Here is a 19,156-nt window from a genome sequence, read left to right on the forward strand (position 1 = left end):
ACACCCCCCGGTGCGTTGTGCTCCCAGTCACGGTTCATGATGAACAACCATGACGTTCTCCAGCGTGGTCGGACGGTTCCGCATCCTCGCCCTGGCCGAGGCGGTCTCCTGGGCGGGCCTGCTGCTCGGGATGTTCTTCAAGTACGTCGTCGTGCAGAACGAGATCGGCGTCAAGATCTTCGGTCCGATCCACGGCTTCGTGTTCGTCGCCTTCATCCTCGTCACGCTGATGACGAAGGAGCCGCTCAAGTGGGACGCGCGCACGCTCGTGCTCGGCCTGCTGTCGAGCATCCCGCCGTTCGGCACGGTGCTCTTCGAGCGCTGGGCCGCGAAGACCGGCCGCCTCGACGAGCCCGCTAGCGCACCATCTCCCGAACAGCTCTGAGCTCCACCTGCGGGTCGCCCTCGTGGTAGATCCGCTCGGAGGTCTCGATGTTGTCCAGGAAGCGCTGGTACTTCACCGCGTTGTGCAGGCGTGACGCGCGGCGGGCGACGTCGAGGGCCTCCAGCGGGCGGCTGTCCGGGCGGTGCCGGAGCCACGCTTCGCTCCACACGCGCCTGATGTGGTCGTGCAGCTCGGGCCCGGCGTACTCGAGCACCCGGCACGCGTCGAGCGCGGGGTGACCCCAGACGGCGTCGGAGAAGTCGATGACCGCGCCGCCGCGGCGCCAGTTGCCGGGGTGGAAGTCGCCGTGCGTCAGCGTGTCCGGCAGCCCGAACGACGGCATCGCGACGGCGGTCGGGGGGAGTCGCGGCGCGCCGGCCAGCGCGTTCTGCACGGCCACCCACCGCGGCACGACGAGGTCGACGTGCTCGGCGGTGACCGGCCAGCACTTGTCGCCGGGGGCGTCGGCGAGCAGCACCCGCCGGGGTGCCGAGGCGATCACGCGAGGGACCAGCGTCGGGTCGTGCCGGCCGACCAGGTCCACCACCGCGCCCTCGTCGGCGAAGAACGACGGGATGGCCTTGAGCCACACCGGGCCGTCCGCGGTCGGCAGCCGGAAGACGGTGGAGAGGTTCCAGGTGCGCACCTGCACCGCGGGCCCGGTGCGGTCGACCCGCGCGTCCGCCCACGCGACCAGTTCGGCCGGGCCGCCCGGCCGGGCGTACGGCAGCCGGTGCTCCGCGTCGGGCTCGGGCTCGGCGGCCGGGTGGAGCCGCGAGCGGTCGGGTTCGCCGAGCGCCTCGACGTGGTAGGTGACCTGGCCGCCCCACGGCGCTTCGCCGCCCTGCACGGAGACCAGCCGCAGCACGTGCGTCGGCACCCCGAGCAGCTCTTCCAGCACCTCGTTGACGGGCTCGACGTGGTTCCAGTCCCGCGTGGGGACCGGCAGCGCGTCCGTGCGGCCCGCGAACCCGCTCGGCGCGCTGACCAGGGCGACGACCGTCCGCTCCGTCATGCCGTCACCAACTCGAGCGCCGCCCTCAGGTGCCGTTCGGGATCACCCTCGTGGTAGATCCGCTCGGAGTCCTCCACGTTGTCGAGGAACTCCTGGTACTGGACCGCGCTGAGCAGGTGCGCGGCCCGGCGGGCGGCGTCGAGCGCTTCCCGCGGCCTGCTGTCCGGGCGCAGCTCCAGCCACGCCCTGCTCCACACCTCCGCGACGTGGTCGCGCAGGTCCGGCCGGCAGAACTCGACCAACCGGCCCGCGTCCAGCGCGGGGTGCCCCCACACGGCGTCGGAGAAGTCGATGACCACACCGCCGCTGAACCAGTTGCCGGGGTGGAAGTCGCCGTGCACGAGCGTGTCGGGCAGCCCGAACGACGGCATCGGCACCGGGCACCGCCGCACCCGCGGCTCACCCGCCAGGGCGTGCTGCACCGCGACCCAGCGCGGCACGACCTCCTCGACGTGCTCGGGCCGCGTGTCCCAGCAGGCCTCGCCCGGTGCCGCCGCGAGCAGGACCCGGCGCGGAGCGGAGGCGATCACCTCGGGCACGAGGCCGGGGTCGTGCTCCGCGACCATCGCGATCACCTCGGCCTCATCGGCGAAGAACGGCGGCACGGCCTTCAGCCACACCGGGCCGTTCGCCGTGGGCAGCCGGTGCACCGACGACAGGTTCCACGACTTCACCTGCACCGCGGGGCCGGTGCGGCCGACCTGCGCGTCGGCCCAGGCGAGGAGCTCGGCCGGACCGCCCCTGCGCGCCCACGGCAGCCTGCGCGGGGCGTCGTCCGCCGGTTCGCGGGCGGGGTGCAGCCGCGAGCGGTCGGGTTCGCCGTGCGCCTCGACGTGGTAGGTGACGACGCCGCCCGAGCCGGAGGAACCGCCCTCGGCGGACACGAGCCTGAGCACGCTCGTCGGCACGCCCAGCAGGCGTTCCAGCGCCGCGTTGACGGGTTCGGTGTCCGCCCACCGGGGGCTGTCCACCGCGATCGGCCCGATGCGGCCCGCGAACCCGCTCGGGGTGCTGACCAGGGCGATGATCGACCGTTCCGTCACGCGACCATCATCGCGACGGGCTCAACCGGATTTCAGTCCTCGAAGTCGCCGCTCGCCCGGCGGACCTTGGCGAGCAGGTCGGTGAGCTGCTCGGTCTGCCGGTCGGTGAGGCCCTTGAGCCCGAGGTTCACCTCGACGACGGCCGCGGTCGCGCTCTCCCGGCGCTGGAGACCGGCTTCGGTGATCTCCACCAGCGTGGTGCGGCGGTCGGTCGGGTGGGGCGTGCGGCGGACCAGCCCGTCGCTCTCCAGCCGGTCGACGATGTTCGTGACGCTCGTCGGGTGCAGCTGCAGGCGCTCGCCCATCACGCGCATCGGCAGCGCGCCCTTGCGGGAGAAGTAGAGGAGCACCAACGCCTCGTAGCGCGCGAACGTGAGCCCGTGCGGCTTGAGGGCCGCGTCCACGGCGGACTGGATGATCTGCTGGACACGCATGACGCTCGTGACGGCGGCCATCGACGTGGAGGAACCCACCCGGTCGTCCCACAGCTCGGCCGCGCGGGCGATCGGATCGAACGGCAGCGGTGTCATGTGCACGGAAGCTACCAGTCAGTACCACCCGTGGATCACCTAGTGCTGCTGTTCGAGGGGCAGGTCCCGGCCGGGATGACGGTGATCGCACAGACCTGGCCTTCCGCCGGGCGGTCGGGCAGCGTGGGCGGCGGGCCCAGCCACCGCTGGGAGGGAAAACACCAGGAGGTCCGCGTGCTGGTCGCGTTCAGTGTTGCTCCGTCCGGTTCGGACTCGTCGGGAGGCGTCGCGAAGGCCGTCGCCGAGGCGGTCCGGGTCGTGCGGGAGTCCGGGCTGCCCAACGAGACGAACGCGATGTTCACGCTGATCGAGGGGGAGTGGGACGAGGTGATGGCCGTCGTGAAGAAGGCCACCGAGGCCGTCCAGGCCAGTGCGCCGCGCGTGTCGCTCGTGCTCAAGGCCGACATCCGGCCCGGCTACACCGGTCAGCTCAAGGCCAAGGTCGACCGGGTCGAGGAGCACCTCTCCGACACCCCGTGACGGCCCGGTCGCGCAGATCCTGCCCGGATGGCCGAAAGCTCTACGCCGGCATGGTGAGAGAGCCCGTGCGGCGGCGGTCGCTGCGTTAGCGTGTCGGGCGTGGACGCGAGGCAGCTGTGGTTGAGGTTCGAGCCCTACCACGACGTCACGTACTTCACGCCCGAGTCGCGCGCGGCGACCGACGCGCTGGGCTGCAAGGGCGGCTGGATGGGCTACTTCGGCATGCGCGCCGCGCCGCTGGGCGCCGCGTCGCCGGAGCTGGTGACGGCGGTGTTCTACAACTTCGCGCCGCGCATGGTCTCCCGTGCGCTGCCGGACGCGTGGGCCGTCGCCCCGCCCGCCGAGTTCCTGCGCGTGCGGCTCGAGGGCGTGGACGGGGCGTTGCGGCGGTTGCTGGGCGAGGTCGGCACGGCGGAGATCGCCGAGGCGGCCGGACTGGCGCGCGCGGCGGCGGAGGCCGCTCCGCTGGGCGGACGCCCGCTGGCGGCGGCGAACCGCGCGCTGCCGTGGCCGTCCGAACCGCACCTGGCCCTGTGGCACGCCTGCACGATCCTGCGCGAGGCCAGGGGTGACGGCCACGTGGCCGCTCTGGTGGCGCACGGCATCGAGCCGTGCCACGCGCTCGCGCTCTACGCGCGCGAACATTCCCTCGATCCGGCATACATGAGAACCGCGCGTGGTTGGACTGTCGAAGAGTGGGACGAAGTGTCGGACCTGCCCGGCGACCTCGCCGCGGTGGAACGCGCGACCGACGAGGCCGCGCTCGCACCGTGGAAAGCGCTGGGTGCCGGTCCGACAGAGCGGTTCGTCGAACTGATGACACCGCTTGCTCTACGCATCGCTTCGGCCAACGAGGCGATGCGCGTCAACCCGATGGCCCTGGACCCGGTCCGGGAACTAGCCGTGCCAGGATGGAACACGTGACAAGGCCTGATCCTCGCAAGACCGCCGCACTGTCCGCCGCGCTCTCGGGCGCCGTCGACCTGGGCGCCCTGAAGGCCCGAGCCGACGCGGCCCGCACCGCCTCGGCCGCGCCCGCCGCCTCCGGTGGCTCGCCCTCGCCCGACAACGGCTCCGCGCCGTGGATCGTCGACGTCACCGAGGCCTCCTTCCAGGCTGTGGTCGAGCAGTCCCTGCAGGTGCCCGTCGTGGTCCTGCTCGGCGCCTCCTACAGCCCTGAGTCGCAAGCGCTCGCCGCCACCCTCACCCGCTTCGCCCAGTCGTCGGGCGGCGCCTGGATCCTCGCGCGGGTCGACCTCGAGACCGCGCCCCGGATCGGGCAGGCGTTCGGCGTGCAGTCGGTGCCGACGACCGTGGCCGTCGCCGCCGGTCAGCCGATCGACGCGTTCGCGGGGCCGATCGCCGACGCCGAGCTCTCCCAGTGGATCTCGCGGTTGCTGGACGCCCTGCGCGACCGGCTGCCCGGCATCCGCGCCGGCGAGGCCCGCGCCGGCGCCCCCGTCGAGCAGGAGGAGGTCCCCGAGGACCCGCGGATCGTCGCGGCCGAGGAGGCCTTCGAGCGCGGTGACTACGCCGCCGCCCAGGGCTTCTACTCGGAGATCCTCGCGTCGGAGCCCGCCAACGAGCTCGCGCGGGAAGGCCTCGCCCAGGCCAGGTTCGCCGAGCGCGCCGAGGCCGTGGACCCGGCCGTGATCGCCAAGGCCGACGGCGCTCCGGAGGACATCGACGCCCAGCTGGCCGCCGCGGACGCCCAGGTGGCCGTGCAGCAGGTCGAGGAGGCGTTCCGGCGCCTGGTCGACACCGTCCGCCGCGTCCACGGCGACGACCGGGACCGGGTCCGCCAGCACCTGGTGGGGCTGTTCGAGCTGTTCCCGGCGGACGACCCGCGGGTCGCCGCGGCCCGGCGGAACCTGGCTTCGGCCCTGTACTGACGCAGTGCGGCCGGGGCTCTTCGGCGCAAGAGCCCCGGCCGACCCCCAGAGCGCGGATCAGCCGGCGGGAACCGCCGCGGCGCTGTCCACGAAGATCCGGTCCACGGTCAGGCCGTCCGGCGACGGGGCCTGGTTCTTGAACGGCACGCGGCCTTCGGCGCGCAGGTCCTCGGCCAGGCCGGGCTCACGCGGAGTCGTCACCGAGCCGCCGTCGACGCCCACGGCGCACATGCCGACGGACGTGCAGCTGTAGACGGGACCGTCCGGGCCGTCGTACCAGTGCTGCAGGTAGAAGACGTACCGCCCCTTCGGCAGGGCCGAGGCCACGTCCGCGAGAGCCGTCTCGGGCTGCCGGGAGAACTCCACGACGGCCTGCGGCACTCCGGCGCGGTTCGCCTTCTCCACCTGGATCGCCACGTTCGACGTGCGGTGGGCGGGCTTCCCGGGGTCGGTGTAGTCCCTGCCCTCGGTGACACCGCCGATCGTGCCCAGGACGACGAGCTGCGACTGCGACGCCAGCTCCTCGACGGTCTCCGGCTCCTCCGGCATCGAGCCGTGGACGGCGTGGGCGTCCCAGAAGCCCGGCGCGGCGGCGGGTGCGGGCGCGGGTGTGGACGAGCAGGCGGTGAGCACCAGTGCCGCGGCACCCACCAGGAACGAGATGCGCATCGGGTTCCTCATCAGTAGGCGCCGTTGATGTGGTTCTTGTCGTGCGTGGAGTAGTAGTTGTGGTCCGGGTTCCCGCGCATGCACGAACGGTTCGGCGTGCTGTACGAGCTGTTCTTGCCCGACGCGTGGCCGAGGCCCACGGTGTGGCCGATCTCGTGGCAGCCCAAGGACTTGTAGTTGCCGTGCGGCAGCTTGTTGTTGATCACGATCTCGTGCTGGTCGCACTTGGACGCGTTGACGCGCTTGACGCAGCTCGCCCACGCGTAGGCGTTCCGCAGGTCCGCCGGCGGGTTCCAGGTCGAGTACACCCACACGTCGACCTTGGTGTTGTACGTCGTGTTCACGCTCGTCGTCATGTCCGTCGGCGCGAGCGAGTTCTTCCGCGCCCAGTCGACGCCGGACTTCTGCGCCGAGGTGAGGTCGTCGTCGAAGAAGAAGCTGTGCGCCTTGTTGTCCGCGTGCGGGCTGAAGCTGTTGGCGGCCGCCGTGAGCGGTGCCGCGACCATCAGACCGAGGGCGGAGACCAGCACGACGAGCGTTCGCTGTTTCCCCATCAGCCCAGCTTGACGGGGCGCGCTGACAGATCGCTGACACCCACACCCCGCGATCTTCACCCGAACGGCTGACATAACCTGTCGGCCGTTCACACCGGTCGGGACACGCCAGGGGGCGAGATGGGCACGGGCTTCCACGCCGAACCAGAGGGCTTGAAGCACACGGCGGAGCACGACATGGGCAAGCTCGTCGAGCACACGGAGAGCGCCAGGCTCAAGCTCGCCGGCACCGAGCTGCTCGACGGCAAGGCCTTCGCGGGGCACGAGGAGGTCTACGACGCGCACCGCGAGTGGTTCAACGCGCGTTCGATGCTCCTCGGCGTGTTCGCGCGGAACAAGGAGAACCTGGAACTGGCCCAGCAGGCGCTGACCGAGGTCGCCGAGCGCTACATCGCCGTGGACGAGGACAACGAGCGGACGTTCGGGGGGATCCTGTCGTGAGCTGGGCCGACGACATGCAGAAGCACGCCGACTACTTCTGCAAGAAGTTCGACGAGCAGGAGGACTGGTTCTTCCCCGACCACCTGGAGGAGAACGCGAGCTACCCGACCGCCAAGGAGGACGTCCAGCGCCTCTTCGCCGAGTTCGGCCGGTTCATCGACGTCGAGGTGGCGCTCGAGGGCGTGAGCGAGGAGATCTCGTTGCTGTCCAAGGCAGCCGACGACATCGACCAGGACTTCTGCGAGGGCGTGCTCAACGACATCGACCTCTACCTGGAGAACTGGGAGGGCGACGCCGCCGACGGCTTCCGCTCGTACCTGCGCGGCCAGCCGAGCATCGAGGGCGCGCTCGCGCGCAAGCGGGACGTCGTCCGCGCCGCGAAGTACGCGATGCAGGCCTACGAGAAGTCGATCACCAGCTTCCGCGACGACGTGCTGAACTTCGTCGAGAAGGCGCAGAAGGGCGTCGAGGCGGGGGAGATCAGGGACGCCAAGGTCATGATCTCGCTCGCGTCCGCCGCGGTGTCGATCGGTGTCGCGGCGGCGACCGCCGGCACCGGCGTGGCGTTCATCGCCACGCTCGCGGTCGGCGACGCGCTGCAGACCGGTGCGGCCGGGGTCAACGCCACCTACCTCGAGGCGAACAGCACGGAGCAGGTCATCGGCGAAATGGGCTGGAAGGGCCAGGACATCCTGGAAACCGGCCGCAGGCAGATGGAGAAGGTCCGGGCCGGCTTCCGCGCCGTCGCCGAGAGCATGGCGGGTGCCGGGATGCTGGAGCTGAGCCCGCCGCGGCCCCGCCTCGTCACCGACGACCGGTTCGACCCCGGCGACTTCCACCAGGAGGACCGCAAGCCGCCGAGCAGGATCAGCCGCGAGGACCTGGTGGAGGAGCCGAAGGAACCGGACAGCGCTCCCGCCCGGTCGGCGTCGTGACGGAGGACCCGCAGGCGCGCGCCGCCCGGCTGCGCGCCCAGTCCGAAGAAGGCGCCACGAACGCCGACCGCCGTCTGCGGGCGAAGGAGTGGGCGGAGGAGCAGGTCGCCGCGGTCCGCGGCACGGCGAGGAGCGAGCACGGCGACGTGGCCGCCACCGTCGACCACTCCGGCCTGCTCCTGCGGCTCGAGCTGTCGCCGCTCACCAAGCAGGCCAAGCAGGACGACCTGGCGCACGCGATCACCGCCGTCGTGCGCCAGGCGACGGCCGACGCGCGGAACCAGGTGCGCGAGGTGTACGAGCGGCTGCGCAACGAGGGCGTCATCCGTTCCCTGCCGCCGTTCCTGCTGCCCGCACCCGACGTCCGGGCGGTGGAGCTGGCGCTTCCCGTGCGCGGCAACGCACCCGTGAAGCGGACCGGTGACCACACCGAGGAGGGGCCGCCGGAGAGCTGGCTCAAGGACGAGCCCTGGTGACACCCCGGTCAGTCGGCGCGGCGTCGTTCCAAGAGGACGGTGTCGCGCCATTCGCCGTGGTGCTGCGCGATCTTCTCGCGCAACCCCACCGTGCGGAAGCCCGCCTTGTGGTGCAGTGCGACGCTGGCCCGGTTCTCCGGGAAGACCACGGCCTGCAACGTCCAGAAGCCGTCGGCGTCCGCCGCCACGACCTGGTGGTGCAGCAGGGTTTTGCCCACTCCCCGGCCCTGTGCCGCGTCGGCCACGTAGATCGACGTCTCGGCCACGCCGGAGTAGCACTCCCGCGCCGAGACGGCCGTCGCGGCGGCCCAGCCGGCGATCTCGCCGTCCAGCACCGCGATCCAGCGGTGGTCCGGTAGCCACTTGGACTCGAGCACCCGGCGCGAGGGCACCTCGGTCTCGAAGGTCGCGTTGCCCGAGGCGATGCCCTCGCCGTAGATGCGGCGGACCTCCGGCCAGTCCGCGGCGGTCATCGCGCGGACGGTGACGCCGTCGACCGGGCGGACGGTGCCCGACGACAGCGCGCCCATCACCGCGTCCGCCGCGTGGGGCAGACCGGTGCAGCAGGCCGGGTTGACCGTGACGAGGGTGGTCGTGCCCTCGCGCTGGACGTGGAGGAAGCCGACCTCCGCCAGCTTGCGGACGTGGTGCGAGCAGGTGGACTGGCTCACGCCCAGCAGCGTCGTCAGCTCGCCGACCGTCACCGGTGCCGAGGCGGACGCCACGTGGTGCAGCAGGCGGACCCTGGTCGGGTCGGACAGGGTCGAGAACCACGAGGCGTAGGTCGCGGCTTCATCGGTCAGCACCCGCCGAGTATCGACGCCGATCGATGGAGGGTCAAACCGAGTACTTCTTCACGCAGAACGACAGGCCGCGGAAGAAGCCGTCGCCGAACGCCTCCACGCGGGCGAAGCCGGAGGGGACCGCCTTGCCGTTCACGTCGGACGCGATGAGGCTGTCGTCGGCCAGCAGCTCCGCCACGGCCTCGTCCAGGTCGCCGGGGGACAGGCGCAGGCCCGCCGCGGCGTCGGGACGGTTGGTGAGGCCCGCCCACGCGCCGGTCAGGCACGCGGTGCGCTGGCCCGCGGCGTCGTCGTCGAGCTTGAAACCCGTGGCGTGCTGGATCGACAGCGAGAAGCGCGAGGCGATCACGGCGAACGCGGCGAAGTCGCCGATGCCGCCCTTCGACCCCTTCTTCGGCGGCGTGCCGATCTTCACCAGCTGCGGCAGGTCGAGCTGGAGCTGGTTCACGGCGGGGCAGTAGGAGGCGGGGGAGGTGGTCTGCGCGTCGGCGCAGGGCTTGATCCCGGCCCTGTCGAAGGCGGGGAAGACCGCGCCGCTCGACTTGTAGGCGTCGCGCAGCGACTCCTCCAGCGCGCGGAGGTACTTCTCCTCGTCGATCTTGGCGTTGCCGCGGCCCTGCCCCCGGTCGGAGTCCGAGAGGTCGAAGGGGCGTTCGGTGATGCGCTTCGAGATCTCGGCCTCGTTGATCTCGGCGCAGCGGGCGGCGCCGCGGACGAAGCCGAACTGGAACGCGGAGACGCGGTCGAACGCGCTGCCGTGGGCGCCCTGCTTCTCGAACGACGTGCCGGCGCTGTCGCGGATGAAGAACATCGTCTGCAGGACCTGGTTCAGGCCCTCGCCCGTCGAGAGCTCGAAGTGCTTGGACCTGTTCTCGGCGATCCAGCGCATGAAGACGCCGGTGTAGCAGTCGGCCTGCTGCTCCTTGACGATCGACGGCGTGTTCGGGCCGATGCCGGAGGCGGGGCCGAGCTTGTACTGCACGGCGTGGCCCATCTCGTGGGCGAGGACCGTCACGACCGCCATGGGGCCGAAGGAGTCGTTGAGCATCGGCAGCAGCTCGCCGCGGTCCCAGGTGATGCTGTCGTCGAGGGCGCAGTAGAACGCGTTCGCGATGCCGGTGGTGTTGAGCTTGCAGACCTCGACGCCCTTGCCGTTGGCGTCGTAGGAGATGAAGCGCTTGACGGGCTCGAAGGCCTTGCCCCCGAACGAGCGGGGGAGCTCGTCCTTCCAGAACTCCTGCACGTCGGCGAGGGTGTTGATGGCCAGGCGGTCCATCTCGCCGCCGTCGCCGTTCTGCACGCTGAGGTCCGCGTCGGGGACGCCCTTCTTCGGGCCGGACGGGCCGTTGGAGATCTCGAGCCCCGCGACCTTCGTGGGGTCGGGGCGCTCGCCCTTCGGTTCGCCCTCGACCACGGAAGCGCACGCGGTCAAAGCTGCGGTCGCGGCCAGCGCGACGGCGATTCGTCCGAATCCCATGAGGTCAGACCCTACTAAGCGCCGTTCGGCCACGTGCAGCAAGTGCCGGAGGCACCGCCGAACCTGCCCTTCGTGACGTTCACCGAGGTCACGGTGCGCAACACGGACCTGATCGGCGGCACGCGGAAGGTCCCGGCGCGCGGATCTCGGTCGTGACGGACCAGGCTCCCGCGCTCCGGCGCTGGAGCCCGCACCCGGTCACCGAGCCGGTGCGGGCTTCCGCTCGCCCGCGATCATGCTGTAGGTACACGTGCATGGGCGAGAGTCTCTCCGACCGCATCCGCGGCTTCGACCACCACGACCAGGCCGTCGTCCCGACGATCCACGCCCTGCTCGCCGACCTCCGCCAGGGCTGCCCGGTCGCGCGCAGCGAGGCCTACGGCGGGTTCTACGTCGTGGCGAAGCAGGACGACATCGTCACCGTCGCCAAGGACGGCGAGACCTTCAGCGCCGCGGTGCGGGGGCTCGGCGCGGTCGCGATGGTGCCCGACGCCGAGACCACCCGCGCACCGCTCTTCGAGTCCGACCCGCCGGTCCACACGGGCTGGCGCAACGTCCTGCAGGACTTCTTCACGCCACCGGCCGTGCGCAGGCACGAGGCGTTCATCCGGCAGGTGACCGGCCAGGTCGTCGGCGAGGTGGCGCCACGCGGGCGGTGCGAGGTCGTCGGTGAGCTCGCCGCCCGCATCCCGTCCCTGGTGATCGCCGAGGTCATGGGCGTGCCGCGGGAACGGCAGCACGAGCTCGCCGGACTGGCGAGGGACCTCGTCGCGCCGAGGTCGGTGCAGGACGCCCACCGCGCCGGAGCCGGCCTGGTCGAGTTCCTCCGCGCCGAGATCGCCGAGCGGCGCGACCGCGAGGACACCGGCGGTGACGTGCTGACCGCCGTCGTGCACGCCGAGGTGGACGGCCGGACCGCCACGGACGCCGAACTGCTCAAGTACGCGTTCCTGATGGTCAGCGCGGGCTTCCTCACCACCGTCGACACCATCTCCAGCCTCGTGCTGCAGCTGGCGCAGGACCCGCCGACGCGGCGCCGGGTCGCCGCCGACCGCACGCTCGTGCCGAAGCTCATCGAGGAGGTCGTGCGCCACGAGTCCGCGGTCGCCGCCACGGGGCGCACCGTGCTCGCCGAGACCACCCTCGGCGGCGTCGACCTGACGCCCGGCGACCGCCTGCTGCTCGCCTGGGGCTCCGGCACCCGCGACGAGCAGTACGTCGACGACCCCGCCGAGTTCCGGCTCGACCGGCGCCAGCGCGGCCGCGACCTCGGCTGGGGAGCGGGCGTGCACCGCTGCCTCGGCATGCACCTGGCGCGGCTGGAGCTCGGCATCGTGTTCGACGAGGTGCTGACCGCGATGCCCGAGTTCGAGGTCGAGCCCGGCACCGAGCCCGAACGCACCTACGGCGTGCTGCGCGGGGTGCGCCACCTGCACCTGACCTGGCCCGTCTGAGCCGGTGCGGCCGCGCTCAGAGGCCGCACTTCTTCGGGCCCTCGAACACGCCTTCGCGGAACCGCGCCACGCGGGCGAACCCCGGGTCGACCGGGTTCTCGCCCTTCGAGTCGCGCGCCGCGTAGTCGAACTGCAGCAGCACCGTCACGGCCTCGTCGAAGTCGCCCGGTGAGAGCCCGAACCCGCCTTCGCGCGCGAACACCGCGCCGGTGTACGCGCCGGCCAGGCACAGGGCGGCCGCGGAGGCCTCCTCGCCCTCGGTCGGCTTGCCCATCACGGCCAGCTCGGCCATCGCGTACCTGGTCGCGATCAGCGTGCCGGTCGCGTAGTCCCCGAGCTCCTTGTGCAGGGCCGGCAGGTCTTCCTTCGTGTCGATCTTGATCGTCTTGTCCGACGGGCAGTACGCCACCGGCCCCTGGTCGCCGGAGCACGTCGGCTCCGTCTGGGACGCCTCGGCGCGCGGCGAGGGCCACTGCTTGCCGGCGGCCGTCGCGAGGCCCTTGAAGTAGCCGTCGAGGTCGGGCGTCACGGACTCGAGCATCTCCGAGAACGGCAGGTTGCCGCCGTTCGCGCGGTCCTTGACCGTCGTGAACGCCCGCTGGGTGAAGGTGCGGTTCTGCACCGTCATCGCCGCGCAGAACTTGGTGCCCTGCTCGAAGCCGTCCTGGAACGCCGCCACGCGGTCGAACGCGCTGCCGTGCGCCTGCTCGTCCTCCGGCGAGGTGCCGACCGGGTCGCGGAACGTGATCAGCGCGCCCAGGGCCTTGTCCAGCGAGTCGGCGTTGATGTCGAGGCGCTGCGACCTGCCGTCCGTCACGTTGCGCACGAAAGCGCCCGCGAAGCAGTCGGCCTGCGCCTCGGTGAGGATCGTCGGGAACCTCTCCGGCTCGCGGCGCTCGGCTTCGGGCGTGATGCCCATGCGGTTCTGCACCGCGTGGCCGACCTCGTGGGCCAGCACCACGACCACGGCGGCCTCGCCGAAGCGGTCCTGCAGCACCGGCAGCAGCGACGCGCGGTCCCAGGCGATCGCGTCGGCGGCGGGGCAGTAGAAGGCGTTGCCCTCCACGTCCGCGGCCTTCTGCGTGCACGGCGGCGGCTTCGCGGTCGCGTCCGACGTGTCGACCGAGAAGTAGCCGCCGGTCAGCGGCTTCCACGGCTTGTTGAACGTCTTCTGGAACGAGTCCTTCCAGAACTCGTCGATGTCCGTGAGCGCGGTGGCGGCCAGCTTGTCGATCGGGCCGTTGTCCGACCCCCGCACCTGGATGGTCTCGGTGGAGGCTTCCTTCTTCACCACCTTGGCGGCGCGCGGGCGCCCCGGGATCTCGGCGGTGCAACCCACCGCGAGCAGGGCGGTGGCGACGATCAGCGCGATGCTCCGGTGCCGCATGCCCCCATTGTGCCTGCCGGGCGGCGCGAAGGGCGTCCTACTCGTCCAAGTCAGGCGCATACCTTGGGCAACGTGTGGTGGCCGGATCGGGTTCACCGAGCCGCGGTCGCCGCACCCCGGCGTGGGCATGATCACCGGACCTGCGCGTTCCTCCGGGCGTCCGACCACCGGGCCGTGCTCGAACCGCCGATCGACCTCGACGACGCGGTGGTGCGGCCCTGCGCCGGCACCACCGCGGCCGTCCCCGGCGCGCCCCGACTGGAACGGAGCGCTGCCGGACTCCTCAGTCGGCCTCGCCCAGAACCCCGGGCACCTCGGGAACCAGCCACAGCACACCGGACGGCGGCAGCTGCAGCACCGCCGAGTACGGCCGCCCGTGCCACGGCTTCGCCTCCGCCTCGACACCGCCGAAGTTGCCGACACCGGAACCGCCGTAGTGCGAGGCGTCGGTGTTGACGAGCTCCTTCCACCGCCCACCGGCAGGCAGGCCGACGCGGTAGTCGTGGTGCGGCATCCCGGAGAAGTTGGCCACGCACACGAGCTGCGAGTCGTCCTCACCGATCCGGACGAACGACAGCACGTTGCCGCCCGAGTCGTTCGCGTCGATCCACTGGAAGCCCTCGGGAGTGACGTCGTGCGAGAACAACGCCGCCGCCGTCTTGTAGACCGAGTTCAGGTCGCGCATCAGCTTCTGGATGCCCTGGTGCAGCGGCTCCTGCTCGACCAGGTGCCAGTCGAGCGACCGCGACTCCGACCACTCCTGCCGCTGCCCGAACTCGCCGCCCATGAACAGCAGCTGCTTGCCGGGGTGCGCCCACATGAACGCGAGCAGCGACCGCACACCCGCGGCCTTGTTCCAGTCGTCGCCCGGCATCCGCGTCCACAGCGAGCCCTTGCCGTGCACCACCTCGTCGTGCGAGAGCGGCAGCACGAAGTTCTCGCTCCACGCGTAGACCAGCGAGAACGTCATCTCGTTGTGGTGGAACGACCGGTGGACCGGCGACCGCGACAGGTAGTGCAGCGTGTCGTGCATCCAGCCCATGTTCCACTTGAAGCCGAACCCGAGACCGCCCAGGTGCGTCGGCCGCGTGACACCCGGCCACGCCGTCGACTCCTCGGCGATCATCACGATGCCGGGGTGCCGCTTGTAGACCGTCGCGTTCAGCTCCTGCAGGAACCGCACCGCCTCGAGGTTCTCCCGGCCACCGAACTCGTTGGGCAGCCACTGCCCCTCGGGCCGCGAGTAGTCGAGGTAGAGCATCGACGCGACGGCGTCCACGCGCAGACCGTCGAGGTGGAACTCCTCGATCCAGAACAGCGCGTTGGCGACGAGGAAGTTGCGCACCTCGTTGCGCCCGAAGTCGAAGACGTACGTGCCCCAGTCGAGCTGCTCACCGCGGCGCGGGTCGGCGTGCTCGTACAGGGGGGTGCCGTCGAACTTCGCGAGCGCCCACGCGTCCTTGGGGAAGTGCGCCGGCACCCAGTCGACCAGCACGCCGATGCCGCGCTGGTGCAGCGTGTCGACGAAGTACCGGAAGTCGTCCGGAGACCCGAACCGCGAGGTCGGGGCGTAGTACGACGTGACCTGGTAGCCCCACGAACCGCCGAACGGGTGCTCGGCCACGGGCAGCATCTCGACGTGGGTGAAGCCCATGTCCTCGCAGTAGTCCGCGAGCTCCGTCGCGAGCTCGCGGTAGCTCAGCCCCGGCTTCCACGAGCCGAGGTGCACCTCGTAGATCGACATCGGCGCGTTGGCCCACTGCGTGGCCGCGCGCTTGGCCTCCCACTCCGCGTCGCCCCACTCGTACTCGGAGCGCGTGACGACCGAGGCGGTCTGCGGCGGCTTCTCCGTGGCGAACGCCATCGGGTCGGCCTTCTCGTGCCACACGCCGTCCTGGCCGAGGATGCGGAACTTGTACCGCGAGCCCACCGGCACGTTGGGCAGGAAGACCTCCCACACACCGCTGGAACCCATGGAGCGCAACGGGTTCGCACGACCGTCCCAGCCGTCGAAGTCACCCGTCACGCGCACGCCGCGCGCGTTCGGCGCCCACACCGCGAACGAGACACCGGTGACGTCACCGGAAGCCGTCTCGTAGGAGCGCACGTGGGCACCGAGCACGTCCCACAGCCGTTCGTGCCGGCCCTCGCCGATCAGGTGCAGGTCGAGCTCCCCGACCGTCGGCAGCCACCGGTACGGGTCGTCGACCTCGACCGTGTGGGCGCCGTAGGTCACCAGCAACCGGTAGTCACCGGGTGCCTCGGGCAGCTCGCCCTCGAACAGCGCGTCGGCGATGCGTGGCAGCTCGACCTGCTTGTCACCCCACGACACGGCGACCGACGTGGCGCCTGGCCGCAGCGCACGTGCGATCACCTGGTCGCCGACGGTGTGCACACCCAGCACCGAGTGCGGGTCGTGGTGTGCACCTGACAGGAGCCGGTCCAGGTCGGCCTTCACGCTTAGTCTCCTCCGCTGGTCATCCGGGCGATCGACGACAGCGGAACCGTCAACCACTCCGGCCTGTTGGCGTGCTCGTAGGCGACCTCGTAGACCGCCTTGTCCAGCTCGAACGCGCGCAGCAGGTGCGCGTGGTCCCGCGGGTCGCCCGCCACCTCGGCGTAGCCGTCGCAGAACGCCGCCCGGTTGCGCTTCGTCCACTCCATCGCGCGGTAGGCGAGCTGGTCGTCGTCGGGCTGGCCGACGAGCAGCTGCCGGGCCGCGTAGTCGAACGACCTCAGCATCCCCGCCACGTCGCGCAACGGCGACCGCAGCGCGTTGCGCTCGGCGACGCCCGCCGCGGGCTCGCCCTCGAAGTCGATCAGCAGCCACCCGTGCACGGTCCGCAGCACCTGACCGAGGTGCAGGTCGCCGTGGATGTGCTGGATCGGGATGGCGCCGATGTGCTCGCGGGCCTGTTCGAACGCGGCCCGCAGCGGCTCCTCGTACCTGCCGAGCTCCGGCACGGACTCCAGCACGACGCCGAGACGCCGCTGCATGCCCGCGATGGCCTTGTCGATCGCGTCGTCGTCGGCGATCCTCGTGCCGAGCGCCTCGGCCAGGTCGGCGTGCACCTTCGCCACGGCGTGGCCCAGGCGCTGGGCCTCGCCGGCGAAGTCGCCGCCGACCTCGAACGCGTGCAGGTCGGCCTCGGCCATCAGGTCGCGCACCGAGGTCTTGGCCATGTCCCAGCCCTCGACCGCGTCCGGCAGGAACTCCTGCAGCATCGCGAGCGTGACCTGCTCGCCGTCCAGCTCGGTCGAGATCGAGCCGAGCGGCAGCGCGATGTGCTCGCAGCCGACGGACCGCAGGGCGCGGTGCATCGTCAGGTCCCGGTTCTCCCCGCTCGCGAGCTTGCGGAAGATCTTCAGGATGTACTGCTGGCCGTAGATCAGCGACGTGTTGGACTGCTCCACGCCGATCGGCCGCCCGCGCAGGCCGGAGCGCAGCTCCGTGCCGGGCTCGTGCGCGAAGACGATGTCCTGCGTGCTCTCACCGGACGCGATCCGGTCGAGCAGGACCCCGTTGTGCTCGGGGTCGAGCAAGACGTCCCATGCGCCGGTGCTCAGGCTGAGCGCACCCTGGTACCTCTCCGTGCGCCCCGGCTGCTCGACCTCGAGCACCACGTGCACCAGGTCGCCGTCCACCACCGTCGTCCTCAGTGGACGCACAGCCGTGATCGGCCTGTCCTTGCCGCCGAACCACCGTGCGGCCGGGAGCAGATCGGGCAGTGAGGCGACCAGCTTGTCGACCAGTTCGTGGGGATCGGTCACTCGCGATTCACCTCATCTCGCTGTCGTCGCCCGCCTCTACCAGCTGGAACCAGTAGAAACCGTGACCCGGGAGGGTCAGCAGGTAGGGGAGTTCCCCGATCGCGGGGAACTTGACACCTCCGGTGAGCTCCACCGGCGTGTGGTCGCGGTGCTCGGAGAGGTCCAGCTCGACGGGCTGCGGGAAGCGCGACAGGTTGTTCACGCAGAGGACGATGTCCTCGCGGCCGTCGGGGCGCTTCCACTGCCGCTTGAAGGCGAGCACGCTCGGGTTCGAGCCGCCGAGCTCGGTGAAGTCGCCCTCGGCGAACGCGTGGTGCTGCTTGCGGACCTCGATCATGTGCCTGGTCCAGTTCAGCAGCGACGTCGAGCTGTTGAGCTGCGCCTCGACGTTCAGGCCCTGGTAGCCGTAGACCGGGTCCATGATCACCGGCAGGTAGATCCGGCCGGGGTCGCACGAGGAGAAGCCCGCGTTGCGGTCCGGGGTCCACTGCATCGGCGTGCGGACGGCGTCGCGGTCCTGCAGCCAGATGTTGTCGCCCATGCCGATCTCGTCGCCGTAGTAGAGGACGGGCGACCCCGGCAGGGACAGCAGCATCGCGGTGAAGAGCTCGTGCTGGTTGCGGTCGTTCTCGAGCAGCGGGGCGAGCCGCCGGCGGATGCCGATGTTCGCCTTCATCCGCGGGTCCTTGGCGTACTCCGCGTACATGTAGTCGCGTTCCTCGTCGCTGACCATCTCGAGCGTGAGCTCGTCGTGGTTGCGCAGGAAGATGCCCCACTGGGCGTTCTCGGGGATCGCGGGCGTCTGCGCCAGGATCTCCGAGATCGGGAACCGCGACTCGCGCCGCACCGCCATGAAGATGCGCGGCATCAGCGGGAAGTGGAACGCCATGTGGCACTCGTCGCCGCCGACCGCCGGGTCACCGAAGTACTCGACCACGTCCGACGGCCACTGGTTCGCCTCGGCGAGCAGCACGCGGCCGGGGAACTCGTCGTCGACGACCTTGCGGCACTTCTTCAGGAACTCGTGCGTGCGCGGCAGGTTCTCGCAGTTCGTGCCCTCTTCCTCGAAGAGGTACGGCACGGCGTCGAGGCGGAACCCGTCGATGCCGAGGTCGAGCCAGAAGCGCAGGACGTCGAGCATCGCCTCCTGCACCTCCGGGTTCTCGTAGTTGAGGTCCGGCTGGTGGCTGAAGAAGCGGTGCCAGAAGAACTGCCCGCGCACCGGGTCGTAGGTCCAGTTCGACGTCTCGGTGTCGACGAAGATGATCCGCGCGTCGCTGTAGCGCGAGTCGTCGTCGCTCCACACGTAGTAGTCGCCGTACGGGCCGTCCGGGTTCTGCCGCGACTCCTGGAACCACGGGTGCGCGTCGGAGGTGTGGTTGAGCACCAGGTCGGTGATCACGCGGATCCCGCGCCGGTGCGCCTCCTCCAGCAGGTACACGAAGTCCTCGACGGTGCCGAACTCGGGCAGCACCGCGCGGAAGTCGCTGATGTCGTAGCCGCCGTCGCGCAGCGGCGACGCGTAGAACGGCGGCAGCCAGAGGCAGTCGACGCCGAGCCACTCCAGGTAGTCGAGGCGCGAGGCGAGACCCCTGAGGTCGCCCGTGCCGTCGCCGTTGGAGTCGCTGAAGGCGCGGACCAGCACCTCGTAGAAGACGGCGCCCTTGAACCAGCTCGGGTTCGCCGATGCCGGTTTTGCCGACTTGAAGTCCTCAGCCTGAGGTTCGACCAGGAAGCCGTCGTCGTCGATGGCTTCTCCGGTGTGCGGTGTTCCTTCCAGCCCGAGCGCAGCGTCGGGACGGGAGTCGTCGGCCATGGGGTTCCCACCTCGTCGGGGGTTGTGC

At 71.0% G+C, this 19,156-nt stretch carries 20 protein-coding genes; 9 read left to right on the forward strand and 11 right to left on the reverse strand.

All coding sequences use genetic code 11. From position 1 onward, the window contains the following. The first annotated feature begins 49 nt into the window (after positions 1-49). Positions 50-385, forward strand: coding sequence for a DUF3817 domain-containing protein (locus tag V1227_RS34410; RefSeq protein ID WP_236216407.1), 336 nt, complete (start codon positions 50-52; stop codon positions 383-385). Here the strand turns inward: V1227_RS34410 and V1227_RS34415 are convergent. The 3 genes from V1227_RS34415 to V1227_RS34425 are packed head-to-tail and all read right to left on the reverse strand — an operon-like array spanning position 357 to position 2,973. Further along, on the reverse strand, positions 357-1,400 hold the full coding sequence (locus tag V1227_RS34415) for a phosphotransferase (protein WP_329789383.1): 1,044 nt from the start codon (positions 1,398-1,400) through the stop codon (positions 357-359). The genes V1227_RS34410 and V1227_RS34415 overlap by 29 nt on opposite strands. Continuing rightward, entirely contained in the window at positions 1,397-2,443 is a 1,047-nt protein-coding gene (locus tag V1227_RS34420; protein WP_329789384.1) for a phosphotransferase, read from the reverse strand. The genes V1227_RS34415 and V1227_RS34420 overlap by 4 nt, the downstream gene beginning before the upstream one ends. Before the next feature lie 32 nt (positions 2,444-2,475). Further along, positions 2,476-2,973, reverse strand: coding sequence for a MarR family winged helix-turn-helix transcriptional regulator (locus tag V1227_RS34425; protein ID WP_090095294.1), 498 nt, complete (start codon positions 2,971-2,973; stop codon positions 2,476-2,478). A gap of 174 nt (positions 2,974-3,147) precedes the next feature. Here V1227_RS34425 and V1227_RS34430 point away from each other — a divergent pair, with 174 nt between their 5' ends. The 3 genes from V1227_RS34430 (at position 3,148) to V1227_RS34440 (ending at position 5,345) form a co-directional block, all read left to right on the forward strand. Further along, positions 3,148-3,453, forward strand: coding sequence for an MTH1187 family thiamine-binding protein (locus V1227_RS34430; RefSeq protein WP_329794178.1), 306 nt, complete (start codon positions 3,148-3,150; stop codon positions 3,451-3,453). A gap of 99 nt (positions 3,454-3,552) precedes the next feature. Further along, positions 3,553-4,377, forward strand: coding sequence for an SCO6745 family protein (locus V1227_RS34435; RefSeq protein ID WP_329789385.1), 825 nt, complete (start codon positions 3,553-3,555; stop codon positions 4,375-4,377). Beyond that, complete coding sequence (locus V1227_RS34440) at positions 4,374-5,345, forward strand: tetratricopeptide repeat protein (protein WP_329789386.1); 972 nt, start codon at positions 4,374-4,376, stop codon at positions 5,343-5,345. Before V1227_RS34435 ends, V1227_RS34440 begins: the two co-directional genes overlap by 4 nt. A 57-nt stretch (positions 5,346-5,402) precedes the next feature. On the opposite strand, the gene V1227_RS34445 is transcribed toward V1227_RS34440, so the two are convergent. Together V1227_RS34445 and V1227_RS34450 are read right to left on the reverse strand one after the other, a co-directional pair. Then, positions 5,403-6,014 (reverse strand): hypothetical protein, encoded by a 612-nt coding sequence (locus tag V1227_RS34445; protein ID WP_329789387.1) that lies wholly within the window; start codon positions 6,012-6,014, stop codon positions 5,403-5,405. A gap of 11 nt (positions 6,015-6,025) precedes the next feature. Further along, on the reverse strand, positions 6,026-6,568 hold the full coding sequence (locus tag V1227_RS34450; RefSeq protein ID WP_329789388.1) for a hypothetical protein: 543 nt from the start codon (positions 6,566-6,568) through the stop codon (positions 6,026-6,028). A gap of 120 nt (positions 6,569-6,688) precedes the next feature. Between V1227_RS34450 and V1227_RS34455 the strand changes: the two genes are divergently transcribed. Genes V1227_RS34455 through V1227_RS34465 form a run of 3 tightly spaced genes read left to right on the forward strand, consistent with a single transcriptional unit; the run spans position 6,689 to position 8,420 of the window. Continuing rightward, positions 6,689-7,009, forward strand: coding sequence for a hypothetical protein (locus V1227_RS34455; RefSeq protein ID WP_329789389.1), 321 nt, complete (start codon positions 6,689-6,691; stop codon positions 7,007-7,009). After that, a complete protein-coding gene (locus V1227_RS34460; RefSeq protein WP_329789390.1) occupies positions 7,006-7,944 on the forward strand; it encodes a hypothetical protein in 939 nt (312 codons plus the stop codon). Before V1227_RS34455 ends, V1227_RS34460 begins: the two co-directional genes overlap by 4 nt. Further along, complete coding sequence (locus V1227_RS34465) at positions 7,941-8,420, forward strand: YbaB/EbfC family nucleoid-associated protein (RefSeq protein WP_329789391.1); 480 nt, start codon at positions 7,941-7,943, stop codon at positions 8,418-8,420. Before V1227_RS34460 ends, V1227_RS34465 begins: the two co-directional genes overlap by 4 nt. An 8-nt stretch (positions 8,421-8,428) precedes the next feature. Here V1227_RS34465 and V1227_RS34470 read toward each other — a convergent pair whose 3' ends face one another. Beyond that, positions 8,429-9,226, reverse strand: coding sequence for a helix-turn-helix domain-containing GNAT family N-acetyltransferase (locus tag V1227_RS34470; protein ID WP_329789392.1), 798 nt, complete (start codon positions 9,224-9,226; stop codon positions 8,429-8,431). A 31-nt stretch (positions 9,227-9,257) separates the two neighbouring features. After that, positions 9,258-10,700, reverse strand: coding sequence for a neutral zinc metallopeptidase (locus V1227_RS34475; RefSeq protein WP_329789393.1), 1,443 nt, complete (start codon positions 10,698-10,700; stop codon positions 9,258-9,260). A 33-nt stretch (positions 10,701-10,733) separates the two neighbouring features. On the opposite strand from V1227_RS34475, the gene V1227_RS34480 reads away from it, so the two are divergent. Further along, a complete protein-coding gene (locus tag V1227_RS34480) occupies positions 10,734-10,856 on the forward strand; it encodes a hypothetical protein (protein WP_329789394.1) in 123 nt (40 codons plus the stop codon). Positions 10,857-10,954: 98 nt separating this feature from the next. Next, complete coding sequence (locus tag V1227_RS34485; protein ID WP_329789395.1) at positions 10,955-12,154, forward strand: cytochrome P450; 1,200 nt, start codon at positions 10,955-10,957, stop codon at positions 12,152-12,154. A 16-nt stretch (positions 12,155-12,170) separates the two neighbouring features. Here V1227_RS34485 and V1227_RS34490 read toward each other — a convergent pair whose 3' ends face one another. The 4 genes from V1227_RS34490 to treS form a co-directional block, all read right to left on the reverse strand. Next, positions 12,171-13,541: a neutral zinc metallopeptidase gene (locus V1227_RS34490; RefSeq protein ID WP_329789396.1), complete on the reverse strand. Its 1,371-nt coding sequence runs from the start codon at positions 13,539-13,541 to the stop codon at positions 12,171-12,173. Positions 13,542-13,824: 283 nt separating this feature from the next. Then, complete coding sequence (glgB, locus tag V1227_RS34495; RefSeq protein ID WP_329789397.1) at positions 13,825-15,999, reverse strand: 1,4-alpha-glucan branching protein GlgB; 2,175 nt, start codon at positions 15,997-15,999, stop codon at positions 13,825-13,827. Between the two features lie 2 nt (positions 16,000-16,001). Next, complete coding sequence (locus V1227_RS34500) at positions 16,002-17,312, reverse strand: maltokinase N-terminal cap-like domain-containing protein (RefSeq protein ID WP_329789398.1); 1,311 nt, start codon at positions 17,310-17,312, stop codon at positions 16,002-16,004. A gap of 7 nt (positions 17,313-17,319) precedes the next feature. Next, positions 17,320-19,128, reverse strand: coding sequence for a maltose alpha-D-glucosyltransferase (gene treS, locus V1227_RS34505; protein WP_329789399.1), 1,809 nt, complete (start codon positions 19,126-19,128; stop codon positions 17,320-17,322). Between the last annotated feature and the right edge of the window lie 28 nt (positions 19,129-19,156).

It is taken from the genome of Lentzea sp. DG1S-22 (assembly GCF_036321065.1).
In the GTDB taxonomy this organism is placed as follows: Bacteria; Actinomycetota; Actinomycetes; order Mycobacteriales; family Pseudonocardiaceae; genus Lentzea; species Lentzea jiangxiensis.